Below are 26,077 nucleotides of genomic sequence, written 5' to 3'. Positions count from 1 at the left end.
GCAGCTGGTGCTGTAATCACTCTGATTATTCTGCCCTCTCATCCACACGGTGAGAGGGTTTTATTGTTAAAGGAGCATGAGCCATGACAGAAAAAGCTACGGTATTGGATGAACAGGCAATACGCAGGGCGCTGATCAGGATTGCCCATGAAATCATCGAGCGGAACAAAGGAATTGAGGATTGTGTGCTCGTTGGCATCCGCACCCGGGGCATCTATATCGCCAGGCGGCTTGCAGAACGGATTCAGCAAATTGAAGGCACTTCAATTGATGTAGGCGAGCTGGATATCACTTTATACCGAGATGATCTTTCCGTCAAAACCGAGAACCAGGAACCTAACATCAATGGCTCGGATATCCCCATGGATATCACGAATAAAAAAGTGATACTCATCGATGATGTCCTTTATACCGGAAGGACAGTCCGCGGTGCCATGGATGCACTCATGGACATTGGACGGCCCGCTGCCATTCAGCTGGCGGTGCTTGTCGACAGGGGACACCGGGAGCTGCCGATCAGAGCTGATTTCGTCGGCAAGAACATTCCGACCTCCAGCGCTGAAAAAATCGTCGTTGAACTTACAGAAGTGGATTCCCGCGACCGGGTGTCCATATTTGAAAGATAGAAAAGCGGAAGCGCCTTGGTCAGCCCCGACCAGCATAAGACGCTCCAGAATAGAAGGCGTTCCTTGCCTTCAATTCTGGAGTGGCTTATGACTCGAGCTGCTCAAAGCTCCGCTTCTCGCAAGATACTCGAGAAGCAAATTCAAAGATGAAAACTGGCTAGGCGCTGGAGCTGGACAGTTATCTAACATTAGTCTCAGATACTTAATATTTTAATCCACCTTTTTAATACAGTCCTGAGAGGCTGTAAAGGGGGAATGAGGATGGCGGGGTTTCCTGCTGTCGTTATCCATGCCCTCTTTGCGCCTGCGCAATGAGGGTTTTTTATATACAACTTAGGAGGAACCTGCAAAATGTCCAGACCAATTTTAGACGTAAAAGATGTTCCATCACCATTGCAATTTATCACTCTCAGTTTACAGCACTTATTCGCCATGTTTGGGGCAACCATTCTTGTTCCTTACCTTGTCGGCTTAAGCCCGGCCATTGCCCTGATTTCCAGCGGGCTCGGCACAATTGCTTTCCTGATCGTCACCAAGTGGCAGGTTCCTGCTTATCTTGGTTCTTCGTTCGCCTTTATCGCTCCGGTTATTGCCGCAAAGGCAGGAGGCGGTCCTGGGGCCGCCATGATCGGAACCTTCCTTGCCGGACTCGTGTACGGTACAGTTGCGCTAATTATCAAACGAGCTGGCTATCAGTGGATCATAAAGCTTTTGCCGCCAATCGTCACAGGCCCAATCATCATTGTCATCGGGCTTTCCCTTTCCGGAACAGCCGTCGGCATGGCGATGAATAATCCTGAAGGAGAATACAGCTTGCTGCATTTCTCAGCCGCTCTTGTAACGCTGGCGGCGACTGTGGTGTTCTCCATCTACGGAAAAGGCATGCTCAAGATGGTGCCTATCCTGCTGGGGATCATCATAGGCTATCTTTATTCCCTGGCTGTCGGACTGGTTGATTTGGCTCCAGTAAGGGAAGCGAAATTTTTCGAGATGCCAGACTTTATCTTCCCGTTTGTCCACTATGATATAAAGCTGACACTGGATCTTGTCCTGCTGATGGTGCCAGTGGCATTGGTCACCCTTTCTGAACATATCGGCCACCAGCTTGTCCTCGGAAAAGTCGTGGGCAGAGACTATATAAAAGAGCCTGGGCTTCACCGCTCCATCATGGGTGATGGCTTGGGCACGATGATTTCGGGATTGATGGGAGGACCACCGAAGACTACTTACGGTGAAAACATAGGGGTCCTGGCCATCACGAGAGTATACAGTGTCTATGTTCTTCTCGGTGCAGCCATCGCAGCCACCCTGTTTGGGTTTATTGGGAAAGTAACGGCTTTGATCGGCTCCATCCCAACGCCAGTCATGGGAGGCGTCTCGATTCTCCTCTTCGGGATCATCGCTTCGTCCGGATTAAGGATGCTGGTCGACAGCAATATCGATTTTGGAAACAACCGGAACCTGGTGATTTCATCCGTTATTCTAGTCATCGGAATCGGGGGTGCGTTCATTAAGGTATCCGAGCAGTTCGAAATTCATGGAATGGCCCTTGCGGCATTGATTGGGGTGCTCCTGAACCTCATTTTGCCTGACGGGAAGAAAGAAGCAGAGGCTGCACAGCCAGTAAGTAAAAGCATATAGATTCACCTTTTAAAACCGGTCCAGAGAGGCCGAGGAAGGGTGTGGCTCAGTGCTGGGGACCGTTTGGTGCCCCCGGCCTGCGGGGCATATTTCATATGCCTAAAAGCACCCTGAAAACTTTTCAGGGTGCTTTTTTAATGCCAGATACCATACATAAACGGTAAGGAGGCAGGGACATGAAAAAAGATTTACTGACAACAACACGACTTTCGGTAAATGAAATTGAGTCCATTCTGGACCAGGCCCAGCTATTTTCGGAGGGCATGCTTTGGCAGCCAAAGCAGAAGACATTTGTTGCGAATCTTTTTTATGAACCGAGCACAAGGACTAAATCGAGCTTTGAGGTAGCAGAAAGAAGGCTGGGATTGGAACCTATCCCCTTTGAAGTACAGACCTCAAGCGTACAAAAGGGAGAAACACTTTATGATACAGTCAGGACTCTTGAGTCGATTGGAATTGGAGCTGTAGTCATCCGACACGGGGAAGACGCCTACTATAAGGAGCTTTCCGGGAATGTCGGCATCCCCGTCATTAATGCAGGGGATGGCTGCGGGCACCATCCAACCCAGTCGCTCCTCGATTTGCTGACCATCAGGCAGGAATTCGGACGTTTCCGGGGCTTGAAAGTCGCGATCATAGGCGATATTGCCCACAGCAGGGTGGCAAGGTCGAACGCTGAAGTCCTGGAAAGGCTTGGGGCGGAAGTCGTATTCTCAGGGCCGCCTGAATGGTTCAATACAGAAGTAGGCGGGAAAAACCAGCGGTTTGTCCAGATAGATGAGGCGGTAGCTGGCGCTGATGTTGTCATGCTGCTGCGAATCCAGCACGAGCGCCATATGGGCGGTGAAAAGACTGACCTGGAAGACTACCATCTTCGTTATGGGCTGACGGTGAGCAGGGAGAGAGAAATGAAACAAGGAAGCATTATTATGCACCCTGCCCCCATCAACCGGGGAGTCGAAATTGCAGACAGCCTGGTTGAGTCGAATCGTTCGCGGATCTTTAAACAAATGCAAAATGGTGTGTATGTTCGCATGGCTGTATTAAGAAGGGCGCTTGAAAATATGGAAGGGGGAAACAAGCATGTCATTGCTGATCAAAAATGGCCGATTGCTTACTGAGACGGGAGAAAAAGAGGTTGAGATTTTTATAGAGGATGGAATCATAAGCGAAATGGGAACCAGCCTGGACAGGCAGGCGGACGAGGTTATTGATGCGGATGGCAAGCTGATCGCACCTGGATTCGTTGATTTGCATATCCACCTGCGCGAGCCGGGCGGCGAAAAGAAAGAAACGATTGCAACTGGAACAATGGCGGCGGCCAAAGGCGGATTCACTACCGTTGCGGCCATGCCAAACACCAGGCCTGTGCCGGATTCAAAGGAGCAGCTCGAAAAACTGCAGATGAAAATTAATGAAACGGGCAGAGTGAGGGTCTTGCCTTATGCCTCCATCACCGTGAGGGAGCTCGGAAAGGAGCTTACTGACTTTGAGGGCCTAAAGGAAGCGGGTGCCTTTGCATTTACCGATGATGGAGTAGGCATCCAGGAAGCGGGAATGATGCTGGCGGCAATGAAGAAAGCTTCGGCACTTGATATGGCCATTGTTGCCCACTGTGAAGATAACACCCTGATTAACAAAGGGTCGCTGCATGAAGGGAAAAAATCGGCAGAGCTTGGGGTGAACGGGATTCCTTCCGTCTGCGAGGCCGTGCATATCGCGAGGGACGTACTGCTGGCAGAGGCGGCTGACTGCCATTACCATGTCTGCCATATCAGCACGAAGGAATCGGTACGAACTGTGCGCGAAGCAAAAAGGAACGGCATAAAGGTCACTGCCGAAGTAACTCCTCATCATCTGCTTCTGAATGAAGAAGATATTACAGGAAATGACGCCAACTTCAAGATGAATCCTCCTCTCCGAAGCCGGGAAGATCAGCAGGCGTTGATCGAGGGCCTTCTTGATGGCACCATCGATTTTATAGCCACCGACCATGCGCCGCATACGAGCGAGGAAAAAGCTGAGGGCTTTGAACTGGCACCATTCGGCATTGTCGGCCTTGAGACAGCTTTTCCGCTTCTCTATACCAAAATGGTATCAGAGGGGACCATCACCTTAAAGCAGCTAATCGAATTCCTGACCATCAAGCCTTGTGAAGCATTTGGCCTTCCATACGGAAAGCTTGTGCCCGGGGCAGCTGCCGACCTGGTACTGCTTGACTTGGACCATGAAGAGGAAATTGACCCGGCTGTCTTCTTATCGAAAGGGAAGAACACGCCATTTACCGGCTGGAGCTGCAAGGGCTGGCCTGCAATGACCATTGCAGCCGGAAAAATAGTTTGGGAGAAAGGGAGCGTAGCAGTATGAACAGACAGCTGATACTTGAAGATGGCACGGTTTTTAAAGGAGAAGGCTTTGGCAGCCTGTCGGCGGTAAGTGGAGAAGTGGTGTTTAACACAGGGATGACCGGCTACCAGGAAATCTTGTCGGACCCTTCCTACTGCGGTCAGATTGTAACGCTGACCTATCCGCTTATCGGCAACTACGGAATCAATCGCGATGACTTTGAATCAATCAATCCTGCCATTACCGCCTTTGTCGTAAAAGAGGCAGCTGATTTTCCGTCAAACTGGAGAAGTGAGATGAGCCTTGACGAATATTTGAAAATGAAAGGAATCCCTGGTATTTCTGGAGTCGATACAAGGAAGCTGACGAAGATCATCCGCCAGCATGGGACATTGAGAGCTTCGCTGTGCAGTATGGAAGAGAATAAGGAAGAAGTTTTGGAAAAGCTGAGGGCCACCAAACTCCGCCAGGACCAGGTCAAAATGGTTTCGACAAAAAGCCCTTATCCCAGCCCTGGAAGGGGGCATCGGATTGTGCTGGTTGATTTCGGAATGAAGCACGGAATCCTGCGTGAGTTGAATGACCGCAATTGCGATGTCATTGTCGTTCCCTACAATACCACTGCGGCAGAAATACTGGCGCTTAGCCCGGATGGCATCATGCTTTCCAATGGACCAGGAAACCCGAAGGATGTGCCTCAGGCCATCGAGATGATCAAAGGAATTCTAGGAAAGGTGCCGTTGTTTGGGATCTGTCTTGGACATCAGCTGTTCGCATTAGCATGCGGGGCGGATACCGTTAAAATGAAGTTCGGACACCGCGGCTCCAACCACCCGGTCAAGGATTTGAGAACAGGAAAAGTCGCCCTGACTTCACAGAACCACGGATATACAGTGGAAGAAGGAACAGTCGCCGGGACGGATCTGGAAATTACCCATATTGCCTTGAATGACGGAAGTGTTGAAGGCCTGTCCCATAAAAAACATGCCGCCTTTACCGTCCAGTATCACCCTGAAGCTTCACCGGGACCGGAAGATGCGAATGCTTTGTTTGACGAGTTTTTAACAACAGTAGAATCAGTGAAACAGGGGGATGAAGCATATGCCAAAGCGTAAAGATGTCCATAGTATCTTAGTAATAGGTTCAGGGCCAATTGTTATCGGCCAGGCTGCCGAATTTGATTATGCCGGGACCCAGGCATGCATCGCGCTGCGTGAAGAAGGCTACAAGGTAATCCTCGTAAACTCCAATCCGGCCACCATCATGACCGATACCGAAATCGCGGATGTTGTTTATATCGAGCCGCTGACCCTTGAATTCGTCAGCCGGATCATCCGCAAGGAACGGCCGGATGCCATCCTGCCCACTTTGGGAGGGCAAACCGGCTTGAACATGGCTGTGGAATTAGCAAAGTCGGGGATTCTCAACGAGCTTGGAATTGAAATACTTGGAACGAAGCTGGATGCCATTGAGCAGGCCGAAGACCGCGAACTGTTCAGGAATTTAATGAACGAGCTTGGACAGCCTGTTCCGGAGAGCGTTATTATCCATACGCTTGAAGAAGCCTTTGGGTTCGTAGAACAGGTCGGCTACCCGGTGATTGTACGTCCAGCTTATACGCTTGGCGGAACGGGCGGCGGAATCTGCAGCGATGAACAGGAGCTGGTTGAAATTGTGGCCAGCGGATTGAAAAACAGCCCAGTCAGCCAATGCCTGCTAGAGAAAAGCATTGCCGGCTTTAAGGAAATCGAATATGAAGTCATGCGTGATGCCAATGACAATGCCATTGTCGTCTGCAACATGGAGAATTTTGACCCTGTCGGCATCCACACCGGCGACTCCATCGTTGTGGCGCCAAGCCAGACGCTGAGCGACCGTGAGTACCAGCTGCTGCGGAATGCTTCCCTTAAAATCATCCGTGCGCTGAAAATCGAGGGCGGCTGCAATGTCCAGCTGGCGCTTGACCCTGACAGCTTCAACTACTATGTGATTGAAGTCAACCCGAGAGTCAGCAGGTCATCCGCTCTCGCCTCGAAGGCAACAGGTTATCCGATTGCCAAACTTGCAGCAAAAATTGCCGTTGGCCTGACGCTTGATGAAATGATTAACCCGGTCACAGGCACCTCTTATGCCTGCTTTGAGCCGGCGCTTGATTACATTGTGACAAAAATTCCGCGCTGGCCATTTGACAAGTTTGAAAGTGCCAACCGTAAACTGGGAACGCAAATGAAAGCCACTGGCGAAGTAATGGCCATCGGCCGGACATTTGAGGAATCTCTCTTGAAGGCGATCCGCTCGCTTGAGGCCGGCATCCATCATTTTGAACTGAAAGACGGGAGTCAATTTGACGACAGCCTGATTGAAAAAAGGATCAGGACGGCAGGCGATGAGAGGCTGTTTTACATAGCCGAAGCACTCCAAAGAGGCATCAGCATGGAAACCATCCATGAGTGGAGCAAAATCGACCTCTTTTTCCTTTACAAGCTTCAAAAACTGATACAGCTGGAAAAGGAATTGAAACAGGTCCCATTCCAGGAAGAGGCTGGCCGAAAAGCAAAGGAGCTTGGTTTTAGCGATAAAGCACTCGCCCATCTCTGGGAGTGCGATGAAGAAGCTGTTTATCAATGGCGCCGGACGGCGGGAATCATTCCTGTGTTTAAAATGGTGGACACATGCGCGGCCGAGTTTGAATCAAGCACGCCGTACTTCTACAGCACCTATGAGGAGGAAAATGAATCAATCAGAAGCAGCCGTGAAAGTGTGGTTGTCCTTGGTTCAGGCCCAATCCGCATCGGGCAGGGGGTCGAGTTTGACTATGCGACTGTCCACTGCGTGAAAGCCATCAAGGAAGCGGGATATGAAGCGATCATCATCAATAACAACCCGGAGACCGTATCCACTGATTTCAGTATTTCGGATAAGCTTTACTTTGAACCGCTGACCGTCGAGGATGTCATGAGTATCGTCGATTTGGAACAGCCAAAAGGAGTAGTCATCCAGTTTGGCGGCCAAACTGCCATCAACCTTGCTTCCGGTCTCGCAAGCCATGGGGTTAAAATTCTTGGAACAACCCTCGAGGATATGGACAGGGCTGAAAACCGCGATATGTTCGAGCAGGCAATGAGCCAGCTGGGAATTCCACAGCCCGCAGGAAGCACGGCGATGTCGGTGGAGGAAGCTGCGGCCATTGCGTCCGAAATAGGCTATCCGGTCCTTGTAAGACCATCTTATGTGCTGGGCGGAAGAGCCATGGAAATCGTCGATAAGGAAGAAGAACTGCTTCACTATATGGAGAACGCGGTAAAAGTCAATCCTGAACATCCTGTGCTGATCGACCGGTATTTGACAGGCAAGGAAATTGAAGTGGATGCTATCTCTGATGGCGAAACAGTGCTGATTCCAGGAATCATGGAGCATATTGAACGCGCAGGGGTCCACTCCGGCGACTCCATAGCCGTCTATCCTCCGCAAAGTCTAAGCCAAGAGATAAAGGAGAAGCTGATCGCCTACACCCAAAAGCTTGCAAGAGGGCTGAAAATCGTCGGACTGCTGAATATCCAGTTTGTAGTTTCAAAGGGAGAAGTGTTTGTCCTTGAGGTGAACCCGCGGTCGAGCAGGACGGTTCCTTTCCTGAGCAAAATTACGCATATTCCAATGGCTAAAATTGCAACAAGGGCCATCCTCGGCCAATCGCTCCGTGAGCAAGGGTATACCACAGGGCTTGTGCCTGAGCAGGATGGCGTGTATGTAAAAGTGCCAGTATTCTCCTTTGAAAAGCTGCGGAGGGTGGATATTACGCTCGGGCCTGAAATGAAATCGACGGGTGAAGTGATGGGCAAGGATATAACCCTGGAGAAAGCCCTCTATAAAGGCATGATTGCCGCGGGCATGAAGTTTAAGGAATTTGGCACGGTGCTGATGACAATTGCGGATAAAGACAAAAAAGAAGCGGTGGCGCTGGCCAAGAGATTTGCAGAGATTGGCTATCAGCTGGTTGCGACCAGCGGCACAGCGGCTTATCTGGAAGCGTCCGGCGTAAAGGTGAAAACAGTCGGAAAAATTGGCTCAGGCGAGCCGGACCTGATTGATTCAATCCGCAGCGGACAGGCTCAGCTCGTCGTCAACACTCTGACGAGAGGAAAGCAGCCGCAGCGGGATGGCTTCCGGATCCGCCGTGAATCCGTAGAAAACGGAATACCATGCCTGACTTCCCTTGATACAGCGGAAGCAATCCTGAGGGTATTGGAGTCCATGACGTTTTCGGCCGGCCCCCTTACTGAGCCGAAAAGCGTTGAAGCAGGTGTGCTTGCATGAGAAAGGAAATGTGCACAGTTGTCCAAAACAAGGAAATAGCCCATTCTGTTTATGAACTCACCTTGAGTGGACAAATGGCCGGAGAAATGGATGAACCTGGCCAATTCGTCCATATCCGGGTATCTGACAACCTTGATCCATTGCTGAGGCGCCCAATTTCCATTGCCGCCATCAACAAGGATAAACAGGAGTATACCATCATTTTTCGCAAGCAGGGACGAGGTACTTCCCTGCTTGCCGAAAAACGGCCGGGAGAAAAGGTTGATGTTCTCGGGCCCCTCGGAAACGGGTTCCCAACAGGGGAAGCCCGATCAGGAGACACGGCCTTGCTGGTAGGCGGAGGCATAGGTGTACCTCCGCTGTATGAACTGGCAAAACAGCTTGTGGATAGAGGTATCAAGGTAATAAGCGTGCTGGGCTTTCAAACAGCTTCGGCCGTTTTTTATGAGGAAGAATTTTCACGGATGGGCGAAACATATATTGCAACTGCAGACGGAACATACGGCCGGAAAGGGTTTGTAACCTCCATTCTTGATGAAGCTGATATTCAGGCTGACATCCTTTACTCATGTGGTCCTACACCAATGCTTCGGGCCCTTGAGGCAGGGATGTTTGCACCCAAGTCTTTCCTGTCGCTTGAAGAGAGAATGAGCTGCGGAATCGGTGCATGCTTTGCATGCGTCTGCCCAACGAAGAATGGGCATGAAGGAGATTATCGAAAGGTATGCAGCGATGGGCCTGTATTCCGGGCAGGGGAGGTAGCGATATGAGTTTGCTTCATATAGATTTGCCAGGATTATCCCTGAAGAATCCTGTCATGCCTGCTTCAGGCTGCTTTGGATTTGGGAAGGAATTCAGCCAGCTTTTTGATTTGAGCGTCCTAGGCGCCATCATGGTCAAAGCGACTACGCCGGAACCGCGTTTTGGCAATCCGACACCAAGGGTCGCGGAAACGCCGGGAGGAATGCTGAATGCAATCGGGCTCCAGAATCCGGGGCTCGAGAAGGTCATGGCCGAAGAGCTTCCGCGGCTTGAGAACTATGATGTCCCGATTATTGCGAATGTAGCAGGATCGACTGAAGAAGATTATGTCCATGTTGCACAGGAAATATCAAAAGCGCCTAATGTCCACGCCCTTGAGCTGAACATTTCATGCCCGAACGTAAAAACGGGAGGCATTGCATTCGGTACGGACCCTGAAATGGCCAGGAGACTTACCAGGAAAGTGAAGGAAGTTTCGCAGGTGCCCGTCTATGTCAAGCTGTCACCCAACGTTACCAATATCGTTTCCATTGCCAAAGCGGTACAGGAAGGCGGCGCTGACGGACTGACCATGATCAACACGCTGCTTGGAATGAGGCTTGACCTGCAGACAGCAAAGCCCATCCTTGCCAATGTGACGGGAGGGCTCTCTGGAGCTGCGGTTAAGCCGGTAGCATTGAGGATGATTTATGAAGTAAGCCAGCAGGTTGACCTTCCAATCATAGGCATGGGAGGCATCCAGTCAGCCCAGGACGTGATTGAATTCTTCTATGCGGGAGCGAGCGCCGTTGCGGTTGGCACCCAGAATTTTATTGACCCATTTGTCTGTCCGGCCATCATTGAAGAACTGCCGGAGCTTGTTGCCGAATTAGGATATAGCCATATCTCGGAGTGCACAGGAAGGAGCTGGAAGAGAAATGAGAAACTCGCTTATCATCGCGCTTGATTTTCCCGCGAAAAGACAGGTTCTTGACTTCCTGCAAGCTTTTGGAGATGAAAAGGTCTGTGTCAAAATAGGGATGGAATTGTTTTATAGTGAAGGTCCCGATATCGTTTCTTACTTAAAAGAACAAGGGCATGAAGTTTTCCTTGACCTGAAGCTCCATGACATTCCAAATACAGTGAGGAGCGCGATGAAAAGCCTTGCCAGCCTTGGAGCGGATATGGTCAATGTCCATGCAGCCGGGGGGCAGGAAATGATGGAGGCTGCGCTCGAGGGGCTGGATTCCGGAACTTCCAGTGGGAATCGCCGGCCGCTGTGCATTGCTGTCACTCAGCTGACGAGTACATCGGAAGAGCAAATGCAAACACAGCAGCTTATCCAAGTTCCGCTGCAGGAGTCAGTCCTCCACTATTCCAAGCTGTCGGCGGATGCTGGTTTGGATGGTGTCGTTTGTTCTGCGTATGAAGCAGGAATGATTTCCAGACATATTGGTGCGGAATTCTTGACTGTCACTCCGGGAATCCGTCCTGCCTCCGGCGTGGCAGGAGACCAGAAGAGGGTAGCGACGCCGCAGTTTGCAAGGGAGGAAGGAGCTTCAGCGATTGTGGTTGGGCGGCCGATAACGAAATCTGCTGCTCCGCTAGAAAGCTATCGTTCTATTAAAAAAGAATGGGAAGGTGTTTTATTGTGAAAAAAGAGATTGCAGGAAAGCTGCTTGACATTGAGGCCGTTACTTTAAAGCCGAATGACCCATTTACCTGGTCATCTGGGCTTCGGTCCCCGATTTACTGCGATAACCGCCTTACCCTCTCCTATCCGGAAATCCGCCGGGAGATCGCCAGCGGACTGAAGGACTTAATTATTGAACATTTCCCGGAAGCCCAGTCTGTCGCGGGTACAGCAACAGCAGGAATACCCCATGCAGCGTGGGTCAGCGAACTTTTGTCCTTGCCGATGTGCTATGTTAGGTCAAAGGCGAAAGGCCATGGCAAGGGAAACCAGATTGAAGGGAAAGTGGCTTCGGGGCAGAAAGTGGTGGTTGTTGAAGATTTAATTTCAACAGGCGGCAGTGTCATCAACGCGGTTGAAGCTCTCCGGGCAGCAGGCTGTGAAGTGTTGGGAGCAGTCGCTATCTTCACCTACGAGCTTGAAAAGGGAAAAGAACTATTGGGAGAAGCCGGGGTTAAGGCCGTTGCGCTTACTGATTTTTCCACATTGTCACAGGTCGCGAGTGAGCGGGGCGAAATCAGTGCCGATGACTTGAGCAAATTATCGGAATGGCGGAAAAACCCGGCCGATTGGGGCTTGGTTAAGGAGAGATAAGGGGTTGTTTTAAAAAGCCGCAGAATCAAGGCGCGATTCTGCGGCTTTTTTGTTTTATCACCTAATAGGGATAGGTGGATGGAGGCCCGTCTTTCGTGAAATTCGGAGAAAAAGGTCCTCCATGGCTGTGATGGAGGACCGTCTTTCCGGAATTTTGAAGAAAAAGGTCCTCCATGGGTGTGATGGAGGACCAGCTTTCGTGAAATTTGGAGAAAAAGGTCCTCCATGGGTGTGATGGAGGCCTGTCTCCCGGGAAATTCGAAGGAAAAGGTCCTCCATGGTTGTGATGGAGGCCCGTCTCGCGGGAAATTCGAAGAAAAAGGTCCTCCATGGTTGTGATGGAGGCCGGTCTCGCGTAAAATTCGGAGAAAAAGGTCCTCCATGGGTGTGATGGAGGCCCAGCTTACGTGAAATTTGGAGAAAAAGGTCCTCCATGGGTGTGATGGAGGCCCAGCTTTCGTGAAATTTGGAGAAAAAGGTCCTCCATGGGTGTGATGGAGGACCAACTTTCGTGAATTTTGGAAAAAAAGGTCCTCCATGGTTGTGATGGAGGACCAACTTTCGTGAAATTGGAAGAACAAGGTCCTCCATGGGTGTGATGGAGGCCCATCTCGCGGGAAATTCGAAGAAAAAGGTCCTCCATGGGTGTGATGGAGGCCCGACTCTCGTGAAATTCGGAGAAAAAGGCCCTCCATGGTTGTGATGGAGGCCCGTCTCGAGGGAATCTCCATGGTTGTGATGGAGGCCCAGCTTACGTGAAATTCGGAGAAAAAGGACATCCATTTCTGGATGCCCTCAATATTTAAGCCGTTGAATCAAGCATTGCCCTTCAACGATAAAACCGTCTCTTCATCTGGCGTTACATACACGGTCTGCTGCTGGTCGTAGATGACGAAGCCGGGCTTTGCCCCTGCTGGTTTTTTAACATGGCGGACTTTTGTGAAGTCAACCGGCACAGAGCTGGAATTACGTGCCTTGCTGAAATAAGCGGCCAGCTTGGCGGCTTCCATAACGGTCTCCTCGGAAGGTTCCTTGCTCCTGATTACCACATGGGAGCCGGGAATGTCTTTTGTATGCAGCCAAATATCATCCCGTGCGGCTGCTTTATTGGTCAGATAGTCATTTTGCTTGTTGTTCTTTCCGACAAGGATCTCCGTACCATCAGAAGCCATATAGCGGTCGAGAACAATTTTGGCAGCCTGCGCTTTTTTATTTCCCTTCTTCTGCCTTTGCCTGATATAGCCTCCCTCGACAAGCTCCTCCCTGATTTCCTGGATATCCTTTGGTGCAGCAGCTTCAAGCTGCTGGTAAAGGGCATCGAAATAATCCGCTTCCAGCCTGGCATGCTGGATTTGTTCATCCACAATCTTCAATGCATTCTTCGCTTTCTGGTACCGTGTGAAATACTTTTGTGCATTTTCGGACGGAGTTTTCCGTGGATCAAGCGGGATGGTTATGCTGGCGCCTTCCTCATCATAATAATTAATCACAGAGATTTCTTTCATGCCTTTTTCAACGGCGTACAGATTGGCCGTCAGCAGTTCCCCATATAGCTGGTACTTTTCGGCGTTTTTGGCCTCTGTAAGAGTGGCTTGCAGCTTTTTTATCTTTTTCTCATTTTTTTCCTTTTCATTAAAAATGAACCTTTCAAGGTCATTCGACTGCTGCTTGACGCGGTCGCGTTCCGCCTTGCCGAAATAAAAGCGATCAAGCATTTCGCCGGTTGAACCAAATGTTTTTGATTCACCTTGCAAATGCTCAAGCGGAAGCAGATAAAAAAATTCTTTCCCCTTTGCTGCCGTGATGGCAGGAAGATACTCATGTTTTCTTAGCTTTTCAATGAAAGCCATAAAAGCTTTCGGGAGAGTGTTCCGATTCGCAAGCCCTGCGGAATGTACGATTTCCTTAGCGGCCAGAGGGGATAGGCCGGCAAATTGCGAGACCAGCTGCTTATCAAGCATGCCAGCATTAAAATCGATTCTGCGCAGAATATCCTCTTCTCCTGCCTCAAACGGGTTCAATTTATCCTGGCTTGGCGGCATGATATATTCCTGCCCTGGCTGCACTGCCCTATGGGTGTTCATGGCAAAGGATACATGCTTGATGCTGTCGAGGATCATGTTTCGCCCTTTGTCCACCAGGACGATGTTGCTGTGGCGGCCCATGATTTCGACAATAAGCTGCTTATAGCTTAAATCCCCAATCTCGTTCCGGCCCTTGACTTCAAAAATGATCATCCGGTCAAGTCCAGCCTGATGGATATCCTCGATAATATAGCCTTCCAGGTGTTTGCGGAGCAGCATGCAGAACATAGGGGGCTCGCTGGGATTGTCGTATTGGTCATTGGTCAGCTGAACCCGCCCGTAGCTGGGATGCGCCGACAAAAGCACCTTATGGTTCACTCCTCCTGCCCTCACTACCATGAGAATTTCATTTTTGTAAGGCTGATGTATTTTATTAATGCGTCCGCCCTTCAGCAGAGCGGCTAGTTCGTTGGCTACAGCTCTCGTAAACAATCCATCATATGACATGGCAAAACATCCTTTACGTCGTTTAATTTTCCTCAAAAGGAGCCAATTTAAGGCGCCGCTGTTTTTCTATTTAATAGTAGCATTTTTTAGGACAGGGCTGAATAAGCTTTCACTAGAGTATTTACGATTAGCTTCTAGTCGCGAAAGGGGAAGTGAGATGGCCCGATGAAGTTTCATGAGATGAACGAAAGAGAAATCGTGGATGTCCTAAAAACTGATTGTAAAACAGGACTGTCGGAAAAGGAAGTGAAAAACCGTCAAAAGCAGCACGGGCTGAATGTTTTGGAAGAGGGCGAGAAGCCATCGGCATTGCTGATCTTTTTTAGCCAATTCAAGGATTTTATGGTACTGGTCCTTCTTGGAGCCACCTTGATTTCAGGGCTCCTTGGCGAAGTGATTGATGCCATTGCCATTATTGCAATTGTTGTGATTAATGCGTTTCTTGGTTTTTTTCAGGAGAGGAAAGCGGAGAAGTCGCTTGAAGCCCTAAAAGAGCTGTCGGCTCCGCAGGTACAGGCACTGAGGAATGGGAAGTGGGAAAAAATCCTTTCAAAGGAGGTCGTACCGGGAGATATCCTCAAGTTCTCCAGCGGGGACAGGATAGGTGCAGATGTAAGATTAATTGAGTCGAAGAGCCTTGAAATAGAGGAATCGGCGCTGACGGGTGAATCGGTTCCCGTGCAGAAATTTACTGAAGCCTTAAGAGTTCCGAACCCGGGAATCGGCGACATGGAAAACATGGCATTTATGGGGACGCTCGTCACCAGGGGGAATGGCATGGGAATCGTCGTCGCTACCGGGATGAAAACGGCCATGGGGCAGATCGCCGACTTGCTGCAAAATGCAGAGTCGATGGAAACGCCGCTTCAGCGGAGGCTTGAACAACTCGGCAAAATCCTGATTACTGTCGCTTTGCTGCTGACAGTGCTGGTAGTCGGTGTTGGTGTCTTGCAGGGACATGATCTTTATACGATGTTCCTGGCCGGGGTGTCGCTGGCAGTTGCAGCCATTCCTGAAGGGCTGCCGGCTATTGTCACGGTCGCCTTGTCGCTTGGAGTACAGCGGATGATCAAGCAGAAAGCCATCGTTCGAAAACTGCCGGCGGTGGAAACGCTTGGATGTGCATCCGTCATTTGTTCGGACAAGACAGGGACGATGACACAGAATAAAATGACCGTAACCCATGCTTGGACCGGCGGTAGCACATGGACATTGGACGGGGGAGGATACAGTCCCGAAGGAAGTTTTTATTCCCGCGGGGAAAAAGTGAACCCCAACTCCATCAAACCGCTGCAGCAGCTTCTTACTTTTGGGATGCTGTGCAACCATGCCGAGGTCCTCGAGAAGAACGGGGACTACGTTGTCGACGGCGACCCTACAGAAGGAGCGCTGCTGGTAGCCGCAATGAAGGCAGGGCTTACGAGGGAAGGGCTGCTGAATCAGTTTCAGATTGTGAATGAATTTCCGTTTGATTCACAGCGGAAAATGATGAGCATCATCATCAAGGATAAAAACGGCCGCCAATTTGTCGTTACCAAGGGAGCACCGGATGTCCTCCTAGGCCTCAGCACCTCCGTGCTCTGGAATGACCGGCAGCAGGCGATGACCAAAGAACGGAAGCAGGAAGTCCAGCAGGCTGTTGAAGGGCTGGCTGCAGACGCGCTGCGGACAATCGCTATCGGTTTCAAGCCCTTATCCTCTGCTACAGTTATCCTAAGTGAACATGAAGCGGAAAAAGATCTCACATTTATAGGTTTGCAGGGCATGATTGATCCGCCAAGGCCTGAAGTGAAAACCGCTGTCAAGGAATGCCGGGACGCCGGAATCAAAACGGTGATGATTACGGGGGACCATGTGATCACCGCCAAGGCAATTGCCAGCCAGCTTGGCATCCTGACACCAGGGAGCAAAGTGATTGAAGGCAAGACGCTTTCCGGCATGAGTGTGGAAGAGCTCGAAGATGTGGTGGAGGATGTTTCCGTATTTGCGCGTGTATCACCTGAGCACAAGCTTAAAATTGTCAAAGCCTTGCAAAATAGGGGACATGTGGTTGCAATGACTGGAGACGGGGTCAATGATGCCCCAGCCATCAAGGCCGCGGACATCGGGGTCGCGATGGGAATCACCGGCACCGACGTCGCCAAGGAAGCCTCTTCGCTCGTTTTGCTTGATGACAACTTTGCCACGATTAAATCCGCCATCAAGGAAGGGCGGAACATCTACGAAAATATCAGGAAATTCATCCGGTATCTCCTGGCCTCCAACGTAGGCGAAATCCTGGTGATGCTGTTTGCGATGCTGCTTGCGCTTCCGCTTCCGCTCGTTCCCATACAAATCCTTTGGGTCAACCTTGTGACCGACGGCCTGCCGGCGATGGCGCTGGGGCTCGACCAGCCTGAGGGAGATGTGATGAAACGTGCGCCGCGCCACCCGAAGGAAGGTGTATTTGCAAGAGGGCTGGGCTGGAAGGTCGTTTCCAGGGGATTTCTGATAGGGCTTGCCACCTTGATTGCCTTCATGACCATTTATTATCGCGGCGATGACCTCGCCTATGCACAGACGATTGCTTTTGCGACCCTGGTACTCGCACAGCTGATCCATGTTTTTGATTGCCGAAGTGAAAAATCGATTTTTTCACGGAATCCATTCGAGAATAAATATCTCGTCTGGGCCGTTATTTCATCGCTAGTTCTTGTCATGGGCGTCATCTATTACCCGCCGCTGCAGCCGATTTTCCATACCGTGGCCATTGTGCCAAAGGACTGGATGCTTGTCGTCGGAATGGCCGCATTGCCTACTTTTTTGCTCGCAGGGTCATTTTTAGCAAGTAAAACGAAAAAGAATATGATATAATCCGTAAGGTAATAGAGGGAGGCTCTATTGCCTTTCTTTTTTGTGGTTCGATACTTAATTCCTATAAAGAATGGATGTGTCCTGGATGGTCTTAAGCATGACGGGCTTTGGCCGGAGCAAGGCGGAATCCGATCGGTTTGAAGTAACTGTGGAAGTGAAGACGGTTAACCATCGTTTTAGTGAATTTCATTTCCGAATGCCCCGCCAGCTTATGAAAGTGGAAGACAAACTGAAAAAAAGCCTTGGCACATATATAAAAAGGGGAAGGGCCGAAGTCTATGTGACGCTTGAAGGGCAAGGAACGGCCAAGCGCAGTGTCCATGTGGACTGGGAACTTCTAGATGATTATATTCGCTACATAACCGAAATTAAACATAAATACGGTCTTGCGGGTGAACTCTCATTAAAGGATTTGTCCAGCAGGGAAGAACTCATCCAAATTGAAGAAACCGAAGCAGAAAATGATGAGCTTGAAATGCTCGTCCTTAAGGCTGCGTCCGAGGCGGCAGGTGAGGTCAAATCGATGAGGCTTCGGGAAGGGGCTGCGCTTGAGAAGGATATCAAAACGAATATCCACAGTCTCCAAAGGCATATTAGCCAGGTAAGGGAGTTTGCGCCTTCAGTAGTGGAACAATATCGGGAACGTCTTTCAAAGCGCATGGCCGAATTAGTCAGCGGCCACGCAGATGAAAGCCGGATTCTAACAGAAGCAGCCATATTTGCCGATAAAATTGACATAAATGAAGAGTTAACCAGGCTTGAAAGCCATATTGGGCAATTTTTAAAAATTTTGCTTCTAGAGGAGCCGGTTGGACGCAAGCTTGATTTTCTTGTCCAGGAAATGAACAGGGAAGTGAATACCATTGGCTCCAAAGCCAATGACTCGAATATTGCCAGAGAAGTAGTGGAAATGAAGAGTCTGCTTGAAAAAGTGAAAGAGCAGGTTCAAAACATCGAATAGCGTTTAGAAAGCCTTGCAGACGGCCAAAATAATAGAATGGTGATTGGGGGACCATTATGGGGATTAAGCTTATCAATATCGGCTTCGGCAATATTGTTTCAGCCAACCGGATCATCTCGATTGTCAGTCCGGAATCCGCACCGATTAAACGGATTATCCAGGACGCTCGGGACCGGGGTTCGTTGATTGATGCAACCTACGGAAGGCGTACAAGGGCAGTGATCGTAATGGACAGCGACCATGTTATCTTATCGGCTGTCCAGCCGGAAACAGTTGCACACCGGTTGAATGACCGCGACGAGATAATGGATGAAGGGTAGGATTTTATAAATGATTGAAAAAGGGTTATTGATCGTTCTTTCTGGTCCATCGGGGGTAGGAAAGGGAACTGTCAGGAAAGGGATCTTTTCCCAGAAGGATACTGCTTTTGAATATTCCGTTTCCGCTACAACGAGAAAACCGCGTGAAGGGGAAGTCCATGGCGTGGATTACTTCTTTAAAAGCCGGGAAGAATTTGAGGATATGATCGCAAACGACCAGCTGCTTGAATATGCAGAATATGTAGGCAACTATTACGGTACCCCAGTCGAATATGTGCGGGAAACAATTGATGCAGGAAAAGATGTTTTCCTGGAAATTGAAGTTCAGGGGGCGGGCCAGGTCAGGAGGAAATTCCCTGAAGGTCTGTTTATCTTCCTTGCTCCCCCGAGCCTTTCCGAATTGGAAAACCGGATTGTGACTAGAGGGACCGAATCAGAGGACCTGATCAGGAGCCGGATGAAAGCGGCCCGTGAAGAACTGGAAATGATGGAATTATACGATTATGTGGTCGAAAACGATGAAGTTGAACTAGCCTGCGAGCGCATCAAGGCAATTGTGGTTGCCGAGCACTGCCGCCGGGAAAGAGTACAATACCGCTATAAAAAAATGCTGGAGGTCGATTAATTTGCTTTATCCATCCATTGATTCTTTATTGACGAAGATTGATTCAAAGTATTCGCTTGTGTCCGTGGCGGCAAAACGTGCCCGCAATATGCAGATACAGCATGATGCTCGTCTGGAAAAATACGTTTCCCATAAATATGTAGGCAAGGCACTTGAGGAAATCCATGCCGATAGGCTGCATTTCAGAACAGCGGCCGGTGAGGAAAACGGAGACCAATAGGCCAATCATAACAACCTAAGCTGCTTAGGTTGTTATTTTTTTTCGCGAGAGATGCTTCCTGAAAATTAAATTGATGAAAAAAATGCATCAATCAATCATAATAAAAGCATAGAAAGCGACAAAACGGGGGTTCTGCTATGCTGTACGATAAGAAAATACTTCTTTGCGTGACCGGAGGGATTGCCGTCTATAAAGCAGCCGCGCTTACGAGCAAATTGACCCAGGCAGGTGCGAAGGTCAGGGTGATCCTCAGCGAATCTGCGGCAAAATTTGTTGCGCCGCTTACCTTTCAGGCATTGTCACGCCATGAGGTTTATACAGATACATTTGATGAACAAGACCCTAAAGTAATTGCCCATATTGACCTGGCCGACTGGGCGGATTTGGTATTGATTGCACCGGCGACGGCCAACACGATCGGAAAACTGGCAAATGGTTTGGCCGACGACATGGTCACGACTACACTTCTCGCGTCAACGGCGCCTGTCTGGATTGCGCCTGCGATGAATGTCCATATGTATGATCATCCGGCTGTAAGGAGAAACATGGGGATCCTTCAGGAGTTCGGCTGGCGCTTTATTGAGCCAGGCGAAGGCTATCTTGCATGCGGATATGTTGGAAAAGGAAGGCTTGAAGAACCGGAGAGGATTGTGGAGCTCCTTGAGGATCATTTCGCGGCAGAAGCTCCAAGGCCTCTGTTAAAAGGCAAAACGGTTTTGATTACGGCCGGGCCAACAAGGGAAAAACTTGATCCTGTCCGTTATCTGACGAACCATTCTACCGGGAAAATGGGCTACGCGATTGCGGAGGAAGCCAGGAAAATGGGAGCGCACGTTATTCTGGTCAGCGGGCCGGTCACACTGAAGCCGCCATTCGGAGTTGAAACAGTGAATGTAGAGAGTGCCCAGGAAATGTACGAGGCTGTAATGAAAAATTATTCAGATGCAGACGTCGTCATTAAAACGGCTGCAGTCGCTGATTACCGGCCGAAAACCGTGCATGGCAAGAAAATCAAGAAGCAGGAAGGCGGACAAACGCTTGAGCTTGAACGTACGAAAGACATCCTCCTTGAACTCGGGCGGCAGAAGCATCATCAGCTTTTAGTCGGATTTGCGGCTGAGACGGACAATGTCGAAGAATATGCACGCAGGAAGCTTGCGAAAAAGAACGCGGACATGATTGTCGCGAATAATGTTACGGAAGCGGGAGCCGGGTTTGGCACCGACACCAATATCGTGACGCTGTACAAGAAGGATGGCAGTGAAGTCCATATGCCGCTGATGTCCAAGGCAGACGTGGCACGGAAGCTGCTGGCCGAAATTGCGCATCAACTTGAAAGGGACGGGCTTAAATGAAAATTGCGAGCGTCATTGTCGATGTTCCAGCCAAACAGACTGACAAAACGTTTGATTACCTTATACCTGATAATCTGGAAAGTGTCATTGTTCCAGGCGTAAGAGTAAATGTGCCGTTTGGTCCCCGGAATATCCAGGGCTTCGTAACGGGAATCAAAACGGAATCGGAATTCAAGAAACTGAAAGAGATAGCCGGAGCGCTGGATTTGAAGCCTGTATTGAACAAGGAGCTGCTCCTGCTTGGCGAATGGCTTACGGAGCATTCGCTTTGCTACAGGATTTCTGCTTACCAGGCGATGCTGCCGGCAGCCCTGAAGGCGAAATATCAAAAAAAGGTGGTACTCACTGAGGGGACCAGCAAGGAAGACCTCGAGGAGGAAGCAAGGAATTTGTTTTCTTCTGGCTCCGAGGCAAGCTGGGAAACGGCTGTTGAACAAAATCTGGTCAATCTATTGAAAAGGGAAAGTGACAGGGGCCTGGTGGATGTTGTATATGAGGTGAAAGACCGTGTCCGCAGGAAAAAACTGAAACATATTCTCCCGCTAGGGGACACAGATAGCCTTGCCGAGCAAAAAGAAAGGCTGTCTCCACAGGCAAAAGCCCAAAGAAGACTGCTGGACTTTTTTCAGGAACATCCAGCACCGGTGGAGCTGAAGACTCTTGTTGCCAATGGGTTTTCCCAGGCGGCCGTGAAAGCTCTCATCAAAGCAGGAATTCTTGGGGAGCAAGACATGGAGGTTTACCGGGATCCATATGCAGGAAGAGAGTTTCAGCGCCAGGAACCGCTTGTGCTGACAGAAGCACAGGAAAAGGCGATTGCACCAATTCTTTCTTCCATTGAAGAAGAACGTCATGAAGTGTTCCTGCTATATGGGGTCACAGGAAGCGGCAAAACGGAAATCTACCTTCAGTCTATACAGCAGGTGCTTGAAAAGGGTGAGGAAGCCATTGTGCTTGTCCCGGAAATTTCCCTGACCCCCCAGATGGTAAAACGGTTCAAAGAACGTTTCGGAGATCTGGTGGCGGTTATGCACAGCGGGTTATCAGCAGGTGAAAAATACGATGAATGGCGAAAAATCCAGCGTCGTGAAGTAAAGGTCGTGGTTGGAGCACGCTCGGCCATCTTCGCTCCATTTAAAAACCTTGGGATCATTATTATAGATGAGGAACATGAGACAAGCTATAAACAGGAGGAAAACCCGCGCTATCATGCGAGGGACGTAGCCATCCACCGGGCGGCCACCCATCGGTGCCCGGTTGTCCTGGGCAGCGCCACTCCATCGCTTGAATCCTTTGCGCGTGCCCAAAAGGGTGTTTATACTCTGCTGGCCCTGCCAAAACGGATGAATGAGCAGCCTCTTCCCGAAGTGGAAATTGTCGACATGAGGGAAGAAATGCGCCAGGGAAACCGCTCCATGTTTTCACGCAGTCTGTTTGAAAAGCTTGAGGACCGTCTCGCAAAAGGGGAGCAGACGGTATTGTTCCTGAATAAGCGGGGCCACTCCTCCTTTGTGATGTGCCGGGATTGCGGGTATGTAATCAATTGCCCAAACTGTGAGATCACACTGACCTACCACCGCTACCAGGAGCAAATGAAATGCCACTATTGCGGATATGAGGAGCCGGTGCCGGTGATCTGCCCAGAATGTACCAGCGAGCATATCCGCTATTTTGGCACCGGAACGCAAAAAGTGGAAGAGGAGCTGACAAAGCTGCTGCCTGAAGCCCGGGTCATCCGCATGGATGTCGATACAACCGGGAAAAAGGGATCGCATGAAAGGCTGTTGAACGCATTCGGGGAAGGAGCTGCAGATATTCTCCTTGGCACCCAAATGATTGCAAAAGGACTTGATTTCCCAAACATTACCCTTGTGGGCGTGCTGAGTGCGGACACGATGCTCCATCTCCCTGATTTCCGTTCATCCGAAAAGACGTTTCAGCTTCTAACACAGGTGAGCGGGAGGGCCGGACGCCACGAGCTTCCCGGGGAAGTGGTGATTCAGACCTATACACCGGAACATTACAGCATCGAGCTCGCCGGGACCCAGGATTATGACCGTTTTTACCAACAGGAAATGATGGCGAGGAAGCTTCATAAATATCCTCCTTTTTATTATATTGCGCTCGTCACCGTAAGCCATGAGGAATTGATGAAGGCCGTATCAGTCACGGAAAAGATCACACGCTACATCTCTTCCAGGCTTTCAAAGGAAGCCGTCGTACTTGGGCCTGTGGCTTCACCCATTCCCCGAATCAAAAATAGATATCGGTACCAATGTTTGATAAAATACAAAAAAGAACCTGAGCTAAGAGCATCCTTGAGACAGGTGCTCGACCGCTACCAGCAGGAAACAGCCAAAGAAGGACTGCAGATTTCACTGGATTTGAATCCATATATTTTAATGTGATGGTATGAGAACATTTTGTTTTGTGGAAACATTAAGGATAAGCATAGTATTGGAGGAACAGGATTTTGTCAGTTAGGAAGATAGTAACGTATCCCGCAGACATTTTGGAGCAGGTGTGCAAGACCGTCATGGTTTTCGACAAGAAGCTTGGAAAACTGCTGGATGATATGTATGATACGATGATTGAATATGACGGTGTCGGACTTGCCGCGCCGCAGATTGGCATTGATAAGCAAATTGCCATTGTTGATATAGACGATTCCACGACTTATGAACTGATCAATCCAGTTATCCTGGAGACTTCGGGAACACAAACCGGCCCTGAAGGCTGTCTAAGCTTTCCGGGACTGTTTGGCGAGGTGACTCGTCCCTATAAAATCAAAGTGAAGGCACAAAACCGCAAAGGCAAGTGGTTTGAGATGGAAGCTGAGGATTTTCTGGCAAGAGCCATCCAGCATGAAGTGGATCACCTGCATGGAGTGCTGTTTACAACCAAAGTAAGCCGATATCTGGAAGAGGAAGAATTGGAAGGGAGCAGTAAAGAATGACAAAAATCATATTTATGGGAACTCCCGACTTTTCTGTTCCTGTGCTGCAGCGAATCATAAAGGATGGCTATGACGTCATTGCCGTAGTTACCCAGCCGGACAGGCCGGTTGGACGCAAAAGGGTACTGACGCCCCCCCCGGTAAAAGTGGAAGCCGAAAAGCATGGGATCCCTGTGTACCAGCCAGAAAAAATCCGCCGCCATGAGGAGCTTGAGCCAATCCTGGCGCTGAACCCGGATCTGGTCGTAACGGCGGCTTTTGGCCAAATTTTGCCTAAAGCATTGCTTGAAGCTCCGAAGCATGGGTGTATCAATGTCCACGCTTCGCTGCTCCCCGAGCTGCGCGGCGGAGCACCCATTCACTATGCGATCATCAACGGGGAAAAGAAAACAGGAATTACCATCATGTATATGGCAGAAAAGCTTGACGCTGGTGATATCCTTACCCAGGCAGAGGTATCGATAGCAGATACAGACAATGTTGGCACACTGCATGATAAACTCAGCACAGTGGGGGCAGACCTTCTATCAGAAACCATTCCAAAGCTTCTCGAAGGCAAACTGACGCCCATCAAGCAAAACGATGAGGAAGCCACATTTGCATGGAATATCAAGCGTGAGCAGGAAAAAATCGACTGGTCCAAGGCAGGTTCGGCCATCTATGACCATATTCGCGGCATGAACCCATGGCCGGTCGCCTATACCACCCTTGATGGTTCGGTAATAAAGGTCTGGAAGGCTGCCAAGGTGGCTGCGAAAGATACCGCCGAACCAGGAACTATCCTTGCTGTCGAAGAAGACGGATTTGTCGTATCGACAGGAGATGATACGGCGCTCAAGATAATGGAGCTCCAGCCGGCCGGGAAGAAAAAGATGGAAGCAGGGCAATATTTGCGCGGTGCCGGCTCGTTTATAAAAAGAGGGTTAAAGCTTGGAGAGAACCATGAAGAATAACCGAAAGAAAAACGTAAGAGAAACTGCCCTGGAGCTTTTGGAAAGCATTGAAAAGAATCAGGCTTACAGCAATCTGCTCCTTCATAATGCCATTGAGAAGAACAAGATTGATAAAAAGGATGCAGGCCTGCTGACAGAGTTGATCTATGGAACGCTACAGCGGAAAATGACGCTGGACTTTTACCTGGAGCCTTTTATCAAAAAGAAAGCCAAGCTGGAAAGCTGGGTTTTGCCGCTGCTGCGCATGACCTTGTATCAGATGCTCTTTCTTGACCGAGTGCCGGACAGGGCTGCGATTCATGAGGCAGTTGAAATTGCCAAGCGCAGGGGACATAAGGGAATATCAGGGATGGTTAATGGGGTGCTTAGAAGCATTCAGAGAGAGGGAGTTCCGTCTCTTGAAAATATAGCTGATCCCGTCAAAAGGCTGGCAATCGAAACAAGCCACCCAGAGTGGCTTGTAAGAAGGTGGGCCAGCCAGTTTGGCCTTGGGAAAACGAAAGAAATGTGCGAAATCAACCTGACCGCCCCCCTGCAGACGGCGAGAGTGAACCTGACGAAAACTTCTGTAGAGAACTGTATCAGCAGGCTTGAGGAAGAAGGATTTACAGTTGAACAGAGCCAAATTGTGCCGGAAGCCATCAAATGCCTCCGTGGCAATCTGGCTTCGTCGCAAGCCTACAAGGAGGGACTGCTTACCATCCAGGATGAAAGCTCCATGCTGGCGGCCTATGCACTGGGAGTGCAGGAAAATCAAAACATCCTGGATGCCTGTGCCGCTCCAGGAGGAAAGTCCACCCATATTGCCGAAAAGCTTAATCAGTCCGGACAGGTTGTATCGCTTGATTTGCATGAGCATAAGGTAAGGTTGATCGCCGACAATGCAGCCAGGCTAGGGCTTGCTAATATCGAAACAAAAAAGCTCGACAGCCGCCAGGTCCATGAACAATATGAGCCGGAGTCTTTTGACCGCATCCTGCTCGATGCCCCATGCTCTGGGCTTGGAGTCATGAGACGGAAACCTGATATGAAATACACGAAAAAAGAAGAGGATTTGACAAGGCTGCAGGAAATCCAGCTTTCGCTGCTGGACGCCGTCGCTCCGCTGATCAAGAAGGGCGGCACCCTGGTATACAGCACTTGTACAGTCGACCGTGCTGAAAACGAAGAAACGGTAAAATTATTTTTGGAAAAGCATGCCGGATTCACAGGAGATCTTACATTGCCGTCAAAGATGCCTGAAGCGGTTCGGCCGCTGGTCGACGGCTTTGAACTCCAAATCCTGCCGCAGGACTTTGGTTCCGACGGCTTTTATATCGCATGCCTGCAAAGGAAGGTGGATTAACAC

20 protein-coding genes and 1 pseudogene are annotated in these 26,077 nt (G+C 49.8%); 20 read left to right on the top strand and 1 reads right to left on the bottom strand.

Annotation, left to right across the window (positions count from 1 at the left end):
- The first annotated feature begins 83 nt into the window (after window positions 1–83).
- The 10 genes and pseudogenes from pyrR (at window position 84) to pyrE (ending at window position 11,955) form a co-directional block, all read left to right on the top strand.
- Entirely contained in the window at window positions 84–626 is a 543-nt protein-coding gene (pyrR, locus tag WQ57_RS02790; protein ID WP_046522205.1) for a bifunctional pyr operon transcriptional regulator/uracil phosphoribosyltransferase PyrR, read from the top strand.
- A gap of 351 nt (window positions 627–977) precedes the next feature.
- The gene (locus WQ57_RS02785) at window positions 978–2,267 is read left to right on the top strand and encodes a solute carrier family 23 protein (RefSeq protein ID WP_046522204.1); all 1,290 of its coding nucleotides are present in this window, start codon (window positions 978–980) and stop codon (window positions 2,265–2,267) included.
- Between the two features lie 176 nt (window positions 2,268–2,443).
- Window positions 2,444–3,388: an aspartate carbamoyltransferase catalytic subunit gene (locus WQ57_RS02780; RefSeq protein ID WP_046522203.1), complete on the top strand. Its 945-nt coding sequence runs from the start codon at window positions 2,444–2,446 to the stop codon at window positions 3,386–3,388.
- Window positions 3,351–4,634: a dihydroorotase gene (locus tag WQ57_RS02775; RefSeq protein ID WP_046522202.1), complete on the top strand. Its 1,284-nt coding sequence runs from the start codon at window positions 3,351–3,353 to the stop codon at window positions 4,632–4,634. Before WQ57_RS02780 ends, WQ57_RS02775 begins: the two co-directional genes overlap by 38 nt.
- Window positions 4,631–5,748, top strand: a pseudogene (locus tag WQ57_RS02770) (carbamoyl phosphate synthase small subunit). Before WQ57_RS02775 ends, WQ57_RS02770 begins: the two are co-directional and overlap by 4 nt.
- Complete coding sequence (gene carB, locus WQ57_RS02765) at window positions 5,715–8,927, top strand: carbamoyl-phosphate synthase large subunit (protein ID WP_046522200.1); 3,213 nt, start codon at window positions 5,715–5,717, stop codon at window positions 8,925–8,927. The pseudogene WQ57_RS02770 and the gene carB overlap by 34 nt, the downstream one beginning before the upstream one ends.
- On the top strand, window positions 8,924–9,697 hold the full coding sequence (locus tag WQ57_RS02760; RefSeq protein ID WP_046522199.1) for a dihydroorotate dehydrogenase electron transfer subunit: 774 nt from the start codon (window positions 8,924–8,926) through the stop codon (window positions 9,695–9,697). Before carB ends, WQ57_RS02760 begins: the two co-directional genes overlap by 4 nt.
- Complete coding sequence (locus WQ57_RS02755) at window positions 9,694–10,635, top strand: dihydroorotate dehydrogenase (protein ID WP_046522198.1); 942 nt, start codon at window positions 9,694–9,696, stop codon at window positions 10,633–10,635. The genes WQ57_RS02760 and WQ57_RS02755 overlap by 4 nt, the downstream gene beginning before the upstream one ends.
- Window positions 10,607–11,323: an orotidine-5'-phosphate decarboxylase gene (gene pyrF, locus WQ57_RS02750; RefSeq protein WP_046522197.1), complete on the top strand. Its 717-nt coding sequence runs from the start codon at window positions 10,607–10,609 to the stop codon at window positions 11,321–11,323. The genes WQ57_RS02755 and pyrF overlap by 29 nt, the downstream gene beginning before the upstream one ends.
- Window positions 11,320–11,955 carry an orotate phosphoribosyltransferase gene (pyrE, locus tag WQ57_RS02745; RefSeq protein ID WP_046522196.1) on the top strand — a complete coding sequence of 212 codons (636 nt, stop codon included), beginning with the start codon at window positions 11,320–11,322 and terminating at the stop codon, window positions 11,953–11,955. The genes pyrF and pyrE overlap by 4 nt, the downstream gene beginning before the upstream one ends.
- An 815-nt stretch (window positions 11,956–12,770) precedes the next feature.
- Here pyrE and WQ57_RS02740 read toward each other — a convergent pair.
- Window positions 12,771–14,486 carry an Rqc2 family fibronectin-binding protein gene (locus WQ57_RS02740; protein WP_046522195.1) on the bottom strand — a complete coding sequence of 572 codons (1,716 nt, stop codon included), beginning with the start codon at window positions 14,484–14,486 and terminating at the stop codon, window positions 12,771–12,773.
- Between the two features lie 165 nt (window positions 14,487–14,651).
- Here WQ57_RS02740 and WQ57_RS02735 point away from each other — a divergent pair, with 165 nt between their 5' ends.
- The 10 genes from WQ57_RS02735 to rsmB all read left to right on the top strand — a co-directional run bounded on the left by WQ57_RS02735 (window position 14,652) and on the right by rsmB (window position 26,074).
- On the top strand, window positions 14,652–17,339 hold the full coding sequence (locus WQ57_RS02735) for a calcium-translocating P-type ATPase, SERCA-type (protein WP_046522194.1): 2,688 nt from the start codon (window positions 14,652–14,654) through the stop codon (window positions 17,337–17,339).
- A gap of 85 nt (window positions 17,340–17,424) precedes the next feature.
- Window positions 17,425–18,300: a YicC/YloC family endoribonuclease gene (locus tag WQ57_RS02730; protein ID WP_046522193.1), complete on the top strand. Its 876-nt coding sequence runs from the start codon at window positions 17,425–17,427 to the stop codon at window positions 18,298–18,300.
- Between the two features lie 56 nt (window positions 18,301–18,356).
- Entirely contained in the window at window positions 18,357–18,620 is a 264-nt protein-coding gene (gene remA / locus WQ57_RS02725) for an extracellular matrix/biofilm regulator RemA (RefSeq protein ID WP_046522192.1), read from the top strand.
- Between the two features lie 10 nt (window positions 18,621–18,630).
- On the top strand, window positions 18,631–19,245 hold the full coding sequence (gmk, locus tag WQ57_RS02720) for a guanylate kinase (protein ID WP_046522191.1): 615 nt from the start codon (window positions 18,631–18,633) through the stop codon (window positions 19,243–19,245).
- 1 nt (window position 19,246) lies between these two features.
- Window positions 19,247–19,465 carry a DNA-directed RNA polymerase subunit omega gene (gene rpoZ / locus WQ57_RS02715; RefSeq protein ID WP_046522190.1) on the top strand — a complete coding sequence of 73 codons (219 nt, stop codon included), beginning with the start codon at window positions 19,247–19,249 and terminating at the stop codon, window positions 19,463–19,465.
- 137 nt (window positions 19,466–19,602) lie between these two features.
- The gene (coaBC, locus tag WQ57_RS02710) at window positions 19,603–20,820 is read left to right on the top strand and encodes a bifunctional phosphopantothenoylcysteine decarboxylase/phosphopantothenate--cysteine ligase CoaBC (protein ID WP_046522189.1); all 1,218 of its coding nucleotides are present in this window, start codon (window positions 19,603–19,605) and stop codon (window positions 20,818–20,820) included.
- Window positions 20,817–23,228, top strand: coding sequence for a primosomal protein N' (gene priA / locus WQ57_RS02705; RefSeq protein WP_046522188.1), 2,412 nt, complete (start codon window positions 20,817–20,819; stop codon window positions 23,226–23,228). Before coaBC ends, priA begins: the two co-directional genes overlap by 4 nt.
- Window positions 23,229–23,293: 65 nt before the next feature.
- The gene (def, locus tag WQ57_RS02700; RefSeq protein ID WP_046522187.1) at window positions 23,294–23,776 is read left to right on the top strand and encodes a peptide deformylase; all 483 of its coding nucleotides are present in this window, start codon (window positions 23,294–23,296) and stop codon (window positions 23,774–23,776) included.
- Window positions 23,773–24,729, top strand: coding sequence for a methionyl-tRNA formyltransferase (gene fmt / locus WQ57_RS02695; RefSeq protein WP_046522186.1), 957 nt, complete (start codon window positions 23,773–23,775; stop codon window positions 24,727–24,729). The genes def and fmt overlap by 4 nt, the downstream gene beginning before the upstream one ends.
- Window positions 24,719–26,074: a 16S rRNA (cytosine(967)-C(5))-methyltransferase RsmB gene (gene rsmB / locus WQ57_RS02690; protein ID WP_046522185.1), complete on the top strand. Its 1,356-nt coding sequence runs from the start codon at window positions 24,719–24,721 to the stop codon at window positions 26,072–26,074. The genes fmt and rsmB overlap by 11 nt, the downstream gene beginning before the upstream one ends.
- Window positions 26,075–26,077 lie beyond the last annotated feature (3 nt).

The organism is Mesobacillus campisalis, assembly GCF_000986785.1.
Taxonomy (GTDB): Bacteria; Bacillota; Bacilli; order Bacillales; family Cytobacillaceae; genus Mesobacillus_B; species Mesobacillus_B campisalis.
The sequence above is the reverse complement of the archived record's forward strand: the minus strand, read 5'-3'. Positions and strand labels throughout refer to the sequence as shown.

Bases quoted from the DNA above. Each gene is read 5' to 3' on its own strand.
- pyrR (WP_046522205.1), top strand. From the start codon at position 84: ATGACAGAAAAAGCTACGGTATTGGATGAACAGGCAATACGCAGGGCG.
- WQ57_RS02735 (WP_046522194.1), top strand. From the start codon at position 14,652: ATGAAGTTTCATGAGATGAACGAAAGAGAAATCGTGGATGTCCTAAAA.
- coaBC (WP_046522189.1), top strand. From the start codon at position 19,603: ATGCTGTACGATAAGAAAATACTTCTTTGCGTGACCGGAGGGATTGCC.
- WQ57_RS02780 (WP_046522203.1), top strand. From the start codon at position 2,444: ATGAAAAAAGATTTACTGACAACAACACGACTTTCGGTAAATGAAATT.
- WQ57_RS02775 (WP_046522202.1), top strand. From the start codon at position 3,351: ATGTCATTGCTGATCAAAAATGGCCGATTGCTTACTGAGACGGGAGAA.
- carB (WP_046522200.1), top strand. From the start codon at position 5,715: ATGCCAAAGCGTAAAGATGTCCATAGTATCTTAGTAATAGGTTCAGGG.
- fmt (WP_046522186.1), top strand. From the start codon at position 23,773: ATGACAAAAATCATATTTATGGGAACTCCCGACTTTTCTGTTCCTGTG.
- pyrF (WP_046522197.1), top strand. From the start codon at position 10,607: ATGAGAAACTCGCTTATCATCGCGCTTGATTTTCCCGCGAAAAGACAG.
- gmk (WP_046522191.1), top strand. From the start codon at position 18,631: ATGATTGAAAAAGGGTTATTGATCGTTCTTTCTGGTCCATCGGGGGTA.
- priA (WP_046522188.1), top strand. From the start codon at position 20,817: ATGAAAATTGCGAGCGTCATTGTCGATGTTCCAGCCAAACAGACTGAC.
- WQ57_RS02740 (WP_046522195.1), bottom strand. From the start codon at position 14,486: ATGTCATATGATGGATTGTTTACGAGAGCTGTAGCCAACGAACTAGCC.
- WQ57_RS02760 (WP_046522199.1), top strand. From the start codon at position 8,924: ATGAGAAAGGAAATGTGCACAGTTGTCCAAAACAAGGAAATAGCCCAT.
- rsmB (WP_046522185.1), top strand. From the start codon at position 24,719: ATGAAGAATAACCGAAAGAAAAACGTAAGAGAAACTGCCCTGGAGCTT.
- WQ57_RS02755 (WP_046522198.1), top strand. From the start codon at position 9,694: ATGAGTTTGCTTCATATAGATTTGCCAGGATTATCCCTGAAGAATCCT.
- WQ57_RS02730 (WP_046522193.1), top strand. From the start codon at position 17,425: ATGGTCTTAAGCATGACGGGCTTTGGCCGGAGCAAGGCGGAATCCGAT.
- WQ57_RS02785 (WP_046522204.1), top strand. From the start codon at position 978: ATGTCCAGACCAATTTTAGACGTAAAAGATGTTCCATCACCATTGCAA.
- remA (WP_046522192.1), top strand. From the start codon at position 18,357: ATGGGGATTAAGCTTATCAATATCGGCTTCGGCAATATTGTTTCAGCC.